Annotated in this window: 10 protein-coding genes and 2 tRNA genes; 1 reads left to right on the forward strand and 11 read right to left on the reverse strand. The window is 60.8% G+C overall.

What is annotated here, in order from left to right:
- Positions 1 to 200: 200 nt before the first annotated feature.
- The 11 genes from ltrA to MAF45_RS00375 form a co-directional block, all read right to left on the reverse strand.
- The gene (ltrA, locus tag MAF45_RS00325; protein WP_237977560.1) at positions 201 to 1,442 is read right to left on the reverse strand and encodes a group II intron reverse transcriptase/maturase; all 1,242 of its coding nucleotides are present in this window, start codon (positions 1,440 to 1,442) and stop codon (positions 201 to 203) included.
- A 614-nt stretch (positions 1,443 to 2,056) separates the two neighbouring features.
- The gene (locus MAF45_RS00330; RefSeq protein ID WP_237977561.1) at positions 2,057 to 3,976 is read right to left on the reverse strand and encodes a SurA N-terminal domain-containing protein; all 1,920 of its coding nucleotides are present in this window, start codon (positions 3,974 to 3,976) and stop codon (positions 2,057 to 2,059) included.
- A gap of 97 nt (positions 3,977 to 4,073) precedes the next feature.
- Positions 4,074 to 4,151 (reverse strand) — tRNA-Asp (locus tag MAF45_RS00335).
- A gap of 50 nt (positions 4,152 to 4,201) precedes the next feature.
- Positions 4,202 to 4,279 (reverse strand) — tRNA-Asp (locus tag MAF45_RS00340).
- 126 nt (positions 4,280 to 4,405) lie between these two features.
- A complete protein-coding gene (locus MAF45_RS00345) occupies positions 4,406 to 5,380 on the reverse strand; it encodes an alpha/beta hydrolase (protein WP_237977562.1) in 975 nt (324 codons plus the stop codon).
- An 88-nt stretch (positions 5,381 to 5,468) separates the two neighbouring features.
- A complete protein-coding gene (locus MAF45_RS00350; RefSeq protein ID WP_237977563.1) occupies positions 5,469 to 6,272 on the reverse strand; it encodes a MetQ/NlpA family ABC transporter substrate-binding protein in 804 nt (267 codons plus the stop codon).
- Between the two features lie 178 nt (positions 6,273 to 6,450).
- Positions 6,451 to 7,233, reverse strand: coding sequence for an amino acid ABC transporter ATP-binding protein (locus tag MAF45_RS00355; protein ID WP_237977564.1), 783 nt, complete (start codon positions 7,231 to 7,233; stop codon positions 6,451 to 6,453).
- A complete protein-coding gene (locus tag MAF45_RS00360; protein WP_237977565.1) occupies positions 7,230 to 8,114 on the reverse strand; it encodes an amino acid ABC transporter permease in 885 nt (294 codons plus the stop codon). The genes MAF45_RS00355 and MAF45_RS00360 overlap by 4 nt, the downstream gene beginning before the upstream one ends.
- A gap of 110 nt (positions 8,115 to 8,224) precedes the next feature.
- Positions 8,225 to 9,106, reverse strand: a complete 882-nt coding sequence (locus MAF45_RS00365; RefSeq protein ID WP_237977566.1) for an ABC transporter substrate-binding protein — start codon at positions 9,104 to 9,106, stop codon at positions 8,225 to 8,227.
- Positions 9,107 to 9,174: 68 nt separating this feature from the next.
- Positions 9,175 to 9,987, reverse strand: coding sequence for a nitrilase-related carbon-nitrogen hydrolase (locus MAF45_RS00370; protein WP_237977567.1), 813 nt, complete (start codon positions 9,985 to 9,987; stop codon positions 9,175 to 9,177).
- A 24-nt stretch (positions 9,988 to 10,011) separates the two neighbouring features.
- On the reverse strand, positions 10,012 to 10,974 hold the full coding sequence (locus MAF45_RS00375; RefSeq protein ID WP_237977568.1) for a substrate-binding domain-containing protein: 963 nt from the start codon (positions 10,972 to 10,974) through the stop codon (positions 10,012 to 10,014).
- Positions 10,975 to 11,455: 481 nt separating this feature from the next.
- Here MAF45_RS00375 and htpG point away from each other — a divergent pair, with 481 nt between their 5' ends.
- Positions 11,456 to 13,363, forward strand: coding sequence for a molecular chaperone HtpG (htpG, locus tag MAF45_RS00380; RefSeq protein WP_237977569.1), 1,908 nt, complete (start codon positions 11,456 to 11,458; stop codon positions 13,361 to 13,363).
- The last annotated feature ends 67 nt before the right edge of the window (positions 13,364 to 13,430 follow it).

Genomic DNA, 13,430 nt, shown 5'->3' on the forward strand with positions numbered 1-13,430 from the left:
AAGGCTGAGGCCCCGGGGAAGAAATCCCGGGGCCTCTAGTCAAAAGCCTCTTCCAGCCCCCCTGGCTCCCGCTTCCTCCTCGCCCTGAGAATCGGGAAGAGAGTGACCTCACGGTCACTCCCTCCCACACCGCATTGCCGCAGTGAGGGCTGCGGACATGCCGTTTGGCATCCGGCGGTTTTCAAACGTAAGAGGCGGGCTTACTGCATCTCGAGGACGCTGAAAAGCCCCGTCCGCTTGAAGAAGCTGTTGTCGAACGCTTGCCGCATGTGGAGGGCTTTCGAATTCCACCACGCCCCGCGGCCGTTGACCGAGCTCTTCCATGCTCTTTCGGGGGCTATGCCCCTTCTGATCAGATTTCGCTCTCTCGTCCGCGGGTTCTTCCATGCAATCCCTATGAGCTTGCGCAGATGTCGTCTGATGTGAATGTCGAGTTCCTCGAAAACGCCCTTGCGTTCGTCCCGTCTGAAGTACTGTCTCCATCCTCGCAGGACTGGGTTTAGTCGCGCGATGGCTGCGCGCAGGGAAGTTCCTCGCGCACAGTAGAAGATGTCCTTCAGTTTGTCACGGAGCCGTCCGAAGCTTTTCGGGTGCGCGCGGGGCGCACCTGTTGTGCCGACGAAGGTGCAGCCGAGAAATTTCGCTCTGTTAGGGCGAAACACGCCGCTCTTGCCGCGATTGACTCGCAGCTTGAGCGTCCCCTCTATAAAAGCGATTAAGTTCTCGAGCACTCGTTCCCCCGCTCTCCTCGATCTGACGTAAACATTGTTATCGTCAGCATACCGGGTAAATCTCAGGCCCCGCTTTTCGAGGTATTTGTCCAGTTCGTCCAGGACGATCAGGGACAGAATCGGGCTGAGCGGCGACCCCTGCGGAGTTCCTTCATCCCTCGCCTGTACCATGCCTTCCGTCATGATGCCCGTGCGAAGATATCGGCGGATGAGCCTCAGGAGCATCTTGTCTTCGATGTGCTTTTCCAGTTTCGACATCAGGCGATCATGGTTGACGGTATCGAAGAATTTCGCGAGGTCCATTTCCACCACGCAGCTGTACCCTTCGGCTATGTACCTTTGGGCCTGTTCGACGGCCTGACGGACACTCCTCCCGGGGCGGAATCCATAACTGAATTCCGAAAACGTCGGGTCGAAATGCTCAGTCAGCACCTGAGCGATGGCTTGTTGGATCACTCTATCCTGCGCCGTCGGGATGCCGAGCATTCGCGTGCCCCCGTTCGGTTTCGGAATGTCGACGCGCCTGACCGCGGCAGGTATATACCTGCCCTCGCGGATGTGCGCGCAGATGCTTGCTCCATGTCTTTCAAAGTGGGCCGGCAGTTGTCTGACGGTCGTGCCGTCACCCCCCGCGGCGCCCTTGTTTGCCATCACCCTGCGGCATGCTTCGCGCATGTTTTCGGGCGATAGGACTTCTTCCAGCGTTATCACTGGTTACCTCCTGTGTTCGTCCAGTGCACAGGCCCCGTCGCCCTTTCGCCCCATCTGGCCGCTCTCGTTCGGTTCCGGATTCCGTCCATTGCCGCCGGAGGCGATCTGCTTCCTATCGTTCGACTTTTACAGCTGCTGTCGCCGGGTTCGGTAGAGCTGTACGCTCTACTTACAAGTTCAAATTCGGCCCTTCGGCGCTTCCGCCTACTACGGCCTCCGCTGACTTCCTTGGCGATATCCCTTGGCCTCTCGACCGCGGCAGCCCTGCGGCATCGTCAAGGATCTCCCCAGGTCTCACACGTGCGCTTCTCGTCCTGTCTGCTGGATCTACGCCGGCTCTTTCCGTATCGATATGGGGTTAACAGAATCGGGCCTGCTCTCCCGGAATCGCCGCCTCATATCCAGTTCCTGTTCGTCAGGCTGACGTTTTGCTATCGGCTTCCTTCATCAGTTTGTTACCTCCCTGACTCTGCCGAGTCGCTAGTCCTTCCCTCGATCGGGCGGACGGTGGACTTTCACCACTGATCACACGTGCGCTGCTGGGCGCACCCAAAAAAAGGGGAAGGGCCTTTCGGCCTTTCCCCTCGGACTGATCCGGACTCAAGCCCGCCGCTTTACCTCGCGGCTTTGGAAGAAGCCGCCGCTTCAGCTTTCTTCGGGGGCAGATAGTCCTTGTTGTTGATCTTGGTGCCCAGCTTCTGCTCCAGCGCTTCGAGATAAGCCTGGGTTTCGGCCGCGCCGTGGAGCTTCGCAAGCTGCGCGGAAGCGCTCTTGCGCTCATCGTCCGTGAACTCGGGCACCTTGGAGGCGTTGATGCGCGAAACCACATAGCCGCCCGCCACCTGAGTGCCGATGAAAGCAGGCAGCTTGCCCGCCGGGACCCGCAGCTGCGCATTCACGAGCTCAGGCGGCAGCCCCATGGGCTCCTGGCGCGAGACCCAGACGGCGGGGGTGAAGCCAGCGTCCGATGGAGACTTCTTCAGCTCGGCAAGCTTTTTCTCGCCGGCGCTCTTTGCGGCAGCCAGCGCCGCCTCGCTCTTCAGCTTCGAGACGATCTTGTCCTTCACCTGCTCGAAAGGAATCTGAGCGGAAGGCCGGTGTTCGAGCACGCGCGCCGAAACGAGCACATTGGGCGAGACTTCGATCGCCTGGATGTTCTTCTTCTCGTTTACAGCTTCGCTCGAGAACAGCAGGTCGATCACGTGTGCGTTCAGGTACTTGCCCTGCTCGGACTGGGGGCTGAACCCGTTTTTGGTGACGTTGTCCACCTCCACGGGCTTGAGGCCGTAGCGGTCAATCACCGGCTGCAGCGAATCGGGCTGCTCATAGACCGTATTGGTGAAATTGTCGGCCGCCTCAGCGAATTTCTTCTGCGCCATCTGCTGGCCGTACTCCGCCTCAATTCTCGAGCGCACCTTTTCAAGCGGCGGCACCTCCCCGCCCCGGGTGTCGGTGACGCAGATGATGTGGAAGCCGTACTGAGTCTTCACGGGCCCCACGATTTCGCCCTTCTTGGCCGCGAATACAGCTTTTTCAAACTCAGGCACCATGGCGCCGCGTCCGAACCAGCCGAGGTCGCCGCCGTTGGCTGCGCTGCCCTTGTCGGTTGAAAGCGACCTGGCCTCCGCGGCGAACTTATCAGGATGCGCCTTGAGTTCGGCCACAAGGTCCTCAGCCTTCTTCTGGGCCGCTTTTTCGTCAGAGCCGAAGCCGATCAGGATATGGCTCGCCCGGCGCTCCTCCGGAGCGGCGAACTTCTTGGCGTTCTGCTCGTAGTAGGTTTTCAGATCCTGCTCCGAGGGCTTCGCAGTCTTGAACTGATCCGGAGTGAGAACGACGTACTGGACTTTTTCCGACTCCGGGCTCACGAATTCCTTCTTGTGACCGTCGTAATAGGACTGGGCTTCGGCATCCGACACCTTCACCTGCGAAAGGAACTGCGCGGCCGGGAAGGCGTAAAGCCTCACCTCACGGCGCTCGCGGAAGAGCCGGTTGAGTTGCTCGGCCGTGGCGCGGCCGATGGGCGAGGTGGCCTGCAGGTTGTCGACCATGATCTCGTTGGCGAGACTGCGCTGCAGCTCGGCCACAAAGCCCTCGTCGGTCTTGCCCTGGCTCGCAAGGAACCGCTTGTAGAGCTCAGGGTCGAACTTCCCGTTGATCTGGAACGCTCCGGCGTTCTTGATGACGCTGATCGCCGTGTCGCGGGACACCACGATGCCCTCCTTGGCCACTTCAACGCCGAGCGCGCGCTCGGCAATCAGACGGCCGAGGATCGCGGCACGAGCTTCCTGGTTGTCAAGGATGTCAGACTTGAAGGAGTCGCCCATCTGCTGGCGCAGCCGCTCGAGCTGCTCGCGCTTGGCCTGGTCAAACTGTTCGGGCAGGATCTTTGAGCCGTCCACCACAGCGAGCGCATTGTCCTCTGCATTGCTGCGGGAGTAGCTGTAGACGCCGGTCGCCACGAAGGCTATGGAAATCGGGCCGATGATGATCGCCATCATCCAGCGCTTATGATTGCGGAAACCCTGAAGCATTCGTCCCTCGATACTTGGCAGGAAAGCCGGATGAGAACCCGGCCTCCCGGGAATAAAAAAAGGCGAACATATTATATGTTCGCCTTTTCAGGAATAGTGGCGGAGTTGAAGGGGCTCGAACCCTCGACCTACGGCGTGACAGGCCGTCGCTCTAACCAAACTGAGCTACAACTCCCTGACAGAAATTATATCGTTGAGTCCTTCCCTGTCCAGAAGAACAATGAATGGCGGAGTTGAAGGGGCTCGAACCCTCGACCTACGGCGTGACAGGCCGTCGCTCTAACCAAACTGAGCTACAACTCCTCACTCACAACGAGTTATGAATTATACAAATATTTGGCGCTTTGTCCAGTTTTCGGGGATCTTCAGCCGCTTGAGCCCCGCAAACACGGTATTCCCGGCCAGGCACCCGAAGTCCGGATCCTCCCCTCAGTATCCGAAATACTCTCGGGCGAACTGCGCGAGCCTGTCGTGGTAGAGGACGGTCAGCTCGCGGTCGTCTGAGAGCAGGTGCCCGGAGTGCGGCAGCATGATGAGATCCGCCCGGACGCCGGCCTTCCTGAGCCTGGAGGCCAGGATCCGGCCGTTTTCAGGATTCTGGATTGAATCCTTTTCGCCGTAGGCAAGCAGCGTGGGCGGCGCCGAGGGCGTCACCGCATAAAGGGGGGAGAGGGAGCGGATCGCCGACTCGGCCGCTCCGGATCTGAATTCCTTTTCAGAAAAGCTGCTTCCAGTGCCCGCGTTCACAATCATCAGGGACACCCGGGGGCTGAAATGCGCACCCGGGAAGTCCCAGGCGCTCCAGTGGAAATCGATCGGGGCCACGTTGGCGGCGGCGAACTTCACCGGCAGGCTGTGGGGCCGCCCGTAGGCATAAAGAAGCGCGAGCTGGCCGCCGGCGGAGGTTCCCGCCACCGCCATCTGCGTGACATTCCAGCCCCGCTCATCAGACAGCCGCCGCACCTCCCGCACCGCCTCATCGATGTCGTCGAGCATGCGGCCCATGGTGACCGGAGCCGACGGGGTGTGCAGCGTGTAGTCCAGGTCCACTGCGATGTAGCCGCGCTTTGCATAACGATAGCAGTTGTGACGCTCAAAGGCGCGGGTTCCGCGCATCCAGCTGCCGCCGTGCAGGAAGAAAATAACGCCGTTGCCGCGGCCCGGATCGAGCTTTTCCGGCAGGCAGACGTCCATGCGGCCGCCGGCTCCGGGCTTGAAGGGCAGATCGGCCAGCAGCCTACCGTCCACGCCCTCGTTCCAGGTCTCGTCCATTCCCCGGTTGTGCTTGATCGTCCCAATGGTCGAGCACCCCGCGCTCAGAACTACGGCACCGGCTGCAAGCGCCAGGACCGCGGCCCGCAACAGCCGCGGGCCCCGGAAAGAACTGGAAAAACGGAAAAGCATCACTAACGCCCCCAAAAAAACATTCGCCGCTCCGGCGGGCCGGAGCGGCTGAGATTTTCTTGCCTGCGAAGGACAGAGCCGGTCTTTTTTACCAGGCGGGAACGATCGTGCCTTTGTACTTGTCGGCTATGAACTTCTTCACGGCCTCTGAATGATAGGCCTTTACGAATTTCTTCACCGCCTCGCTGTCCTTGTTGTCGGGGCGGGCCGCGATCACCATGACGGCGAGCGGCGCATCCTTGCCCTCAAGGAAGATGCCCTGCTTTGAGGGATCCAGCCCAGCCGACATCACGTAGTTCATCGTGATCGCGGCCGCGTCAAGGTCATCGAGAGAACGGGGCAGCTGCGCCGCCTCGAGCTCCTTCAAAACGAGCTTCTTCGGATTGTCCACCACATCTGCGACCGTCGCCTTGAACCCCGCGCCTTCTCTGAGCTTGATCAGGCCGGCCGCCTCAAGCAGCTGCAGGCCGCGGCCGCCGTTGGTCGGATCGTTCGGAATGCCGATGAGGGCTCCGTTCCTGAGCTCGGCGGGAGACTTCACCTTATTGGAGTAAATACCCATCCTCATCAGGATAGCCGGCCCGACCGACACCAGGTCCGTCTTCTGGTTCGCGTTGAAATTCTTGAGGAAAGGCTCATGCTGATAGACGTTCAGATCCAACGACTTCTCCGCAAGCGCCTTGTCCGGACCGAGATAATCGGAGAACTCGACCACCTGCACCTTGAGCCCGTCCTTGGCGGCCTCCTTGGCCGCAGCTTCGACCACCTCGGCGTGCGGACCGGCTGTAGCCCCGACTTTCACGACCGTTTCCTTCTTGCTGCAGCCTGAAAGCGCAAGAGCCGAAAGAAGCGGGACGGCGACAAAGGCCTTGAGTAGCTGACGTTTCTGCATGTTCTTTATTCCTTTTTGTCCACTGCCCCGGCAGGAGGGCCGAGGACGCCTCCTTCCCTGCCGGGAACTGATGTCCTTACTTTAACGCCTGAGGCCGGGCCGGGCGCAGGTAATACCGCACAGATAGTGAAAATAATCCGGCCGTCGAAAACGGCGGCCGGTCCGGGGCGGAAGCCCGTCAGAGGTAGCGCGACAGGAAAGTACGGAAGCGCTCGGTCTTCGGGTTGACCATCACGTCGGAGGGCTTACCCTCCTCCACCACGACTCCGCCGGTCATGAACACGACCCGGTCGGCCACCTCGCGGGTAAACGGAATTTCGTGGGTCACGATGATCATCGTGTAGCCCTGCCCTGCGAGGTCCTTCATCGTGTTGAGCACTTCGCCCACGAGCTCAGGGTCCAGCGCCGAGGTCGGCTCGTCAAACAGCAGGAGCTCGGGCTCGATCGCAAGCGCCCTCGCGATCGAAACACGCTGCTGCTGCCCGCCGGAGAGCCTTCTCGGGTACTGGTAGGCCTTGTCCGCCAGCCCCACCCGGTCGAGAATCTCCAGCGCTTTTTTCTGGGCCACGTCTTTGGGCACTCCGTGAACATGGACCGGAAACTCCATCACGTTCTGAAGCACCGTGAGGTGGGGGAAAAGGTTGAAGGCCTGGAAGACCATTCCGATTTTGCGGCGCTGCTTTGCCACAGTCGCGTAGGGCGCCTCCCAGAGTTCGCCGTTCCTCCACTCGTAGCCTATCGCCTCGCCGCCGACCGTGATGAGCCCTGAGTCCATGTTCTCGAGATGGTTGATGCAGCGCAGCAGGGTGGATTTCCCGGAGCCCGAGGGGCCCAGAATCACCAGCACCTCGCCCTTCTTCACCTCGAGGTTGATGCCCTTGAGGACCTCGTTCGATCCGAAGCTCTTCCTCACGTTGAGGCAGCGCACGAAAGCCTCGTCTTTCTTTTCTTCTTCACTCATGACTGGACCCCCTGCTCGGCGAGCGTTTCTTCAACAATATCGGCCTGACGGCTGCGTCCTTTGGAGAAGTGGCGCTCGATCAGCCACTGGAAGACCGACAGGACAGAGGTGATGATGAGGTACCAGATCACGGCCACGATCAGCAGCGGGATGATCTGGAAGGTGACGTTGTAGATCGTCTGCACCGAATAAAGCAGGTCATCCATGGCGATGATGGAGACCATGGCGGTCGCCTTCACCATGGAAATCACTTGGTTCCCGGTGGGCGGGATGATGGCCGTCATCGCCTGCGGGATCAGGATCCGGAACATGATCTGCACCCGGCTCATGCCGAAGGCCTGCGCAGTTTCCTTCTGGTTGGGGTCCACGGAAAGGAGCCCGGCGCGGATGATCTCGCCCATGAAGGCCCCTTCGTTCAGCGACAGACCCACGATGGCGGCCGTGAGCGGAGTGATGACTTCGTTGGTGTTCACGCTGCCCAGGCCCGGGAAGGACAGGGTCGGAAACAGGGCGGCCAGGTTGTACCAGAACAGCAGCTGCACGAGCAGCGGCGTCGAGCGGAAAAACCAGAGATAGACGTTGGCGAGGGCGTTGTAGTACGGGCTGTTGGAAAGCTTTCCGATCGCGCAGACCAGGCCGATCAGAATGCCCAGAGTCATCGAGATCACCGTGAGGCCCAGCGTCATCTTGATGCCGTGGAGAATGGACTCATCGGTGAAATACTTGGCGACGACATCCCACTCGAAATTGGGATTCTGCGAGCAGATCCAGAGGAAGTAGCCGATGACAACCGTGAGGATCGCGTAGATGATCCAGCGGACCAGGGGGACTCTGCGGCGCGCCCTGGAAACATCAGCCTGCTGGTTTTTGTTATCCGTCATGTTCTTCAACCATTTTGCTTGGCACTGCTGAAAGCGGCCCGGGGACGAAGCACCTCATGCCCCGGGCCGCTTCCAAATCATGGACGGCTCGCGCGAAGCCGTCCGCTTTGTCACTTCACATCGACGCCGAGATTCTTGCCGGGCTTGGGCGTCATGTTGTTCTTCAGGTCGTACTTCATCATGATCGCCTTGTAGGTACCGTTCTTGAAAAGCTCCTGGAAGGCGGCGAGTACGACCGGCGCGAGAGGCGAGTTCTTGGCGAACACCGCGCCCTGGTAAATATCGTTAAAGCCGTTCTTCTTGCCCACAGCGGCAAGCTCCAGATACTGGCGGTTCTTGGAGACGAAATACGTGAGCGGGGCCTGCGAGGAGAAGAAGGCGTCGGCGCGCCCGGAGCGCACCGCCAGAGCCGAAGTGGTCTGAGTGTCGAAGGACAGCACCGTGACCGGCGGCTTCTTCGCCTTGACGCAGACTTCCGAGGCCTTGCGGATCACGCGCTCGGCCGAGCCGCCCGCCATCACCGAAATGCGGTGGCCGCAGGTGTCCTCAAGTCCGTTGATCTTGAGCGGATTGCCCTTCTTCACGGCAAAGACCACGTACTCCTGGACATAGTCGACGAAGTCGTTCTTCGCCTGGCGATTCGGATAGTCGCCGATCGGCGCAAGCGCCATGTCGTAGCGTCCGGACTGCAGTCCGATCAGGGTGGAGGAAAGCGAGGACACGTTCGTGTGCTCAATCTTCACGCCGAGAATCTCAGAGAGCGCCTTGGAGAAATCCTGCACGGCACCGGTCACCTTCTTGTCAGGGGAAACGACGCTGTAGGGAGGGAAGGAGCCGTTCACAACGTCGCGGATCACGCCCGATTTCTGGATCGAGGCGGGCAGCCGATCGTGAAGGGCCTTGTTGAATTTCTGGGCAGGAATCCCGGCGGCAAGCGCACAGGCTGCAAAGCCGGCCAGGGCCAGAGCGGCGGCTATTTTCTGGAATTTCATGTTTTTTCTCCCATTATTTCAGCCCCGGCGGTGCCCGGGGCTTTTGTCAGTCAGTTAAAGCGATGCGGTTACTGCGCCTTGAGTTCGGGCCGTCCGAAGCGCATGTTTTCGAGAACCGGAAGGGCCCTGCGGGCGCGGTCGATCACGCCGCGGCTCATCTCTGCGAAAACCAGAGCCTCCTCGGCTCCGGCCCGGGCCACCGGCACCCCCAGGGGGTCGACCACCATCGAGCAGCCGATGTTCTTCGCGGAAATTTCCGAGAGCGCCGCGACATAGACCGTGTTCTCCAGCGCGCGGGCGCGGGCCATGATCTCCCAGTGCGACTCCTTCAGGGAACCGCGGACCCAGGCCGCCGGCAGCAGGAGCGCATCGGCCCCGTCGAGGGCGAGCCGCCGGGCGAGCTCCGGAAAGCGCACGTCGTAGCAGGTCATGAGGCCGAGCTTCCAGCCGTCAACCTCGACCAGCGGCGGCACTTCGGAGCCCGGGCAGACGTTGTCGCTCTCAAGGCCGGAAAAGGCGTCGTAGAGGTGCAGCTTGCGGTAGCAGCCGAGAAGCCTGCCCTGGTCGGCCACGATGTGGATGTTCCAGACCCGGCCGTCGGAAGAGCCCGAGGGCACGTGCACGGTGCAGGACACGGCAATCGGAAGCCTGCGGGTCGCTTCAAGGATCCCGCTCACGAAGGGCCCGTCGAGCGGCTCGGCATGCTTGCGGCTCCAGGACGAGTCGGCCGGGTTCCTCGCGATCACGCCTTCGGGGAAGACGATCATGCGGGCTCCGGAGCCGCTGGCGCGCTCCATCCAGCCGGTGCACTTCCTGAGGTTCTCCTCCGAGCTTTTCTCGACGGTGATCTGCCCCAGGGCGATTTTGAAGGTATCGGACATGACTGCTCCTTCGGCCTGGCGCTCTCAGAGCGTCTTGTAGGGGAAAAGAAAATCAGCGTCGCGCAGCTCTCCGGTGAGCTTCTGCAGGTACTGCTGGCGCGCGAACTCATTGAGCATCTCGCGGTTGGGCTCGAGCCCGATCGGGTCCCAGTCCTTGGGCAGCGCCCGGGCCATCTCGAGAAGGCTCGCGATCAGCCAGGGAGTCGACTCGAAGTACTTGCGGCGCTTGGCAAGCCACATGTCCTGGGAGCTGCGCAGCAGCTCGGCGAGCTGCCCGGGGGCCTCGGGATGGGCGTCGACGAAATCCTTCTTCATCGCGAGGATGTGGATGCCGGGCACGAAGCCCCAGCGGCCGTACCAGGCTTTTTCCTGCTCCACGAAATCGGGCTGGAGCTGGCGCAGGCCGTAGCCCTTTTCATAGAAGCCGGCGGGCATGAAGGCCTGGAAGATAGCGTCGATTTTCCCCGCCTTGAGCAACTCCACGAGCGGAGTCTCCTCGGGATCGTGGAACACGACCCGGTTGTCCCAGAACTCGCGGCCGCGGTTCATGTCGATCTTGTCGGCCGAGGTCATGCGCGAGAGCGTCCAGCGGATCGAGTCGACCGGCACGCCCTGCTCGATGAGCAGTGCGCGCGTCCAGGTGTTGCCGCTGTCCTGCCAGCCTGAAAGTCCTATTCTCTTTCCTTCGAGCTGCTTCAGCGTGGTGAGCGGAGAGTCCTCAAGCGTGAGAATGCAGCGGTTGCGGAACCCGCGCATGATGAAAAAGGGAATGCCGATCAGATTGCGGTCATTGCCGGTATTCCTGCGCATGGCATAGCGCGACAGACTCATCTCGGCCGCCTCGCAGTCAGGGTCTTCGGCGACGTTGTCGATCAGAGACATCACGCGCGTGAGCTCCAGGTCGATCTGATCGGACTTTACGTCCTTCAGAAGAATCGGAGTCCAGAAATCCCAGTCGCGGGTTTTCATGCGAATCTTTAATGCCATTGCCAATCTCCAGTGATTAATCCGTCTAAGCATGCATAAAGCATGCCAAAAGGCCTTCCAGCCGCACACGCCTCCAGACAAGCCTGCGGCGGCTCCCACAGCGCAGAAAGCGGGCAGCCGGCCTCGGATTCACAGTATTTTTACGATGCAAGTTACCGCTTTAAATTGTCCTTTTAAGGCATTATGCACCCTGTGCAGCGCATGGATCGCCCCAAGCCGGGTCTTCTAGGCTGTTTGCCCATTCCCTTTTCTTGTTATGCCACGCAGTCCTGCGCCCGGCGGCACCCCTTGATGCACCATTTCAAGGCAGAAAGAGCAGGATCTGCACCACTCTGGTGCGCGAGCCCTTCTCCTGTGCGCCCCGGCGAAACGGCCCCCTGAAGAGGCCGCCCCTTGAAAAAGCGGTTCCCCGCCCCCATGTAAACACTTATCTCAAGAAGACGCGCGCGCGTCTTCCGCTTCAAAGAAAGGACATCGATTCATGACTGCACAGGTTCACGGTTTTCAGACTGAAGTCACCAAGCTGCTGAAGCTGCTCGCCAATTCGCTTTACTCCAACAAGGAAGTCTTCCTGCGGGAGCTGATCTCGAACGCCTCGGACGCCGTCGACAAGCTGCGCTTTCTTTCCATCACGAGCCCCGAGCTCACAAAGGACGACCCCAATTTCTGGATCCGGGTCCGGGCCGATGAAAAGGCGGGCACTCTCACGATCTCCGACAACGGCATCGGCATGACGCTCAATGAAGCGAACGAGCATCTCGGGACGATCGCAAAGTCGGGCACCGAGGAATTCTTCAAGAATCTTTCGAAGGACCAGGCCAAGGCCTCGCAGCTCATAGGCCAGTTCGGCGTGGGCTTCTACAGCGCCTTCATCGTGGCCGACCGCGTCACGGTGCTCTCGCGTGCGGCTGGCTCGAAGCCCGAAGAGGGCGTGCGCTGGAGCTCGGACGGCAGCGGCACCTATGAGTCCGAGAACATCACGCGCAACGAGCGCGGAACCGACGTCGTGCTGCACCTGAAAGACTCGGAAAAGGAGTTCCTGAACGAATGGACGCTGCGCGAGACAATCACGCGCTACTCCGACCACATCTCCACGCCGGTGCTGCTCTGGTGCGAAAAGCACGAGCCGGCCTCGGAAAAAGACGGGGAGAAGAAGGAAGACAAGCCCGTCTGGGGCTGGGAGCAGGTGAACGACGCGAAGGCGCTCTGGACCCTCGCCCCCAAGGACGTGAAGGACGAGCAGTACATCGCCTTCTACAAGCATCTCACGCATGACTACGGCGACCCCCTCACCTGGGCGCACAACCGGGTCGAGGGTGACCTCGAGTACATTTCTCTGCTCTACATTCCGAAGGAAGCGCCCTGGGACCTGTATTCGCGCGATGAGAAGCACGGCCTCAAGCTCTACGTCCAGCGCGTGTTCATCATGGACAACAGCGAGGAGTTCCTGCCGAACTACCTGCGCTTCGTGAAGGGCCTGGTGGACACCACCGCGCTCGACCTCAACGTCTCGCGCGAGCTGCTGCAGAAGAGCCCCGTCACGAGGAAGCTGAAGCGCGCCCTCACGAAGCGGGCTCTGTCGATGATTGAGAAGCTTGCCGCCGACAAAGACAAGTATCAGATCTTCTGGAGCCAGTACGGCCGCGTCATGAAGGAGGGGCCGATCGAGGATCCCTCGGATCGCGAGCAGGTGATGAAGCTGCTGCGCTTCGCCTCCACGAAGTCCGGAACTGCGGCCCAGACGGTGAGCCTCGAGGACTACATCGCCCGGATGCCCGAAAAGCAGAAGAACATCTATTACCTCACCGCGGGCAGCTACGAGGCGGCGGCCAACTCCCCGTACCTCGAGACGCTGAGGAAGAAGGGAATCGAGGTGCTTCTGCTCACCGACCGCGTCGACGAATGGCTGATGGGCAACGTGCGCGATTTCGAAGGCCACAGCTTCGTGCCCGCCACGGCCTCCGACCTGCAGCTGGGAGACCTGGCCGACAAGGACGATCAGAAGAAGAAGGATGAGGCCGAAAAGGACAACAAGGGCGTCGTGGAGCGCCTGAAGAAGGCCCTCGAGGGGAAAGTGACTAACGTGCGGATCTCAACCCGGCTCGTGGACTCCCCCTCCTGCATTGTGGGCGAGCAGGACCAGATGCTCACGCCTCAGATGCGCCGCATGCTCGAGGCCGCGGGCCAGAGCGTCCCGGAGGAGAAGTTCACCCTCGAAATCAACCCCGAGCACCCGCTGATCCGCCAGGCCGCGGACGAAACCGACGAGGCTCGCTTCGGCAAATGGGCTGACTTCATTTACGGGCAGGCGCTGCTGGCCGACCAGGGGTCCCTGAAGGACCCGAGCTCGTTCGTGAAGATCATGAATGAGCTGATTCTGAAGAAGTAACCGCCCGCCCTGAAGGGGGCGGAGCAGGAGCTGTTTCCGCAGGCGCAAGCCTCCGGAAGCGGCCCCC

Origin of the sequence: Mesosutterella porci, assembly GCF_022134585.1 — a bacterium.
GTDB classification, from domain to species: domain Bacteria; phylum Pseudomonadota; class Gammaproteobacteria; order Burkholderiales; family Burkholderiaceae_F; genus Mesosutterella; species Mesosutterella porci.

What these genes read in the sequence shown, in the direction of transcription:
- MAF45_RS00330 (WP_237977561.1), bottom strand. Translation starts at nt 3,976, where the DNA reads ATGCTTCAGGGTTTCCGCAATCATAAGCGCTGGATGATGGCGATCATC.
- MAF45_RS00345 (WP_237977562.1), bottom strand. Translation starts at nt 5,380, where the DNA reads ATGCTTTTCCGTTTTTCCAGTTCTTTCCGGGGCCCGCGGCTGTTGCGG.
- MAF45_RS00355 (WP_237977564.1), bottom strand. Translation starts at nt 7,233, where the DNA reads ATGAGTGAAGAAGAAAAGAAAGACGAGGCTTTCGTGCGCTGCCTCAAC.
- htpG (WP_237977569.1), top strand. Translation starts at nt 11,456, where the DNA reads ATGACTGCACAGGTTCACGGTTTTCAGACTGAAGTCACCAAGCTGCTG.
- MAF45_RS00375 (WP_237977568.1), bottom strand. Translation starts at nt 10,974, where the DNA reads ATGGCATTAAAGATTCGCATGAAAACCCGCGACTGGGATTTCTGGACT.
- MAF45_RS00370 (WP_237977567.1), bottom strand. Translation starts at nt 9,987, where the DNA reads ATGTCCGATACCTTCAAAATCGCCCTGGGGCAGATCACCGTCGAGAAA.
- MAF45_RS00360 (WP_237977565.1), bottom strand. Translation starts at nt 8,114, where the DNA reads ATGACGGATAACAAAAACCAGCAGGCTGATGTTTCCAGGGCGCGCCGC.
- MAF45_RS00365 (WP_237977566.1), bottom strand. Translation starts at nt 9,106, where the DNA reads ATGAAATTCCAGAAAATAGCCGCCGCTCTGGCCCTGGCCGGCTTTGCA.
- MAF45_RS00350 (WP_237977563.1), bottom strand. Translation starts at nt 6,272, where the DNA reads ATGCAGAAACGTCAGCTACTCAAGGCCTTTGTCGCCGTCCCGCTTCTT.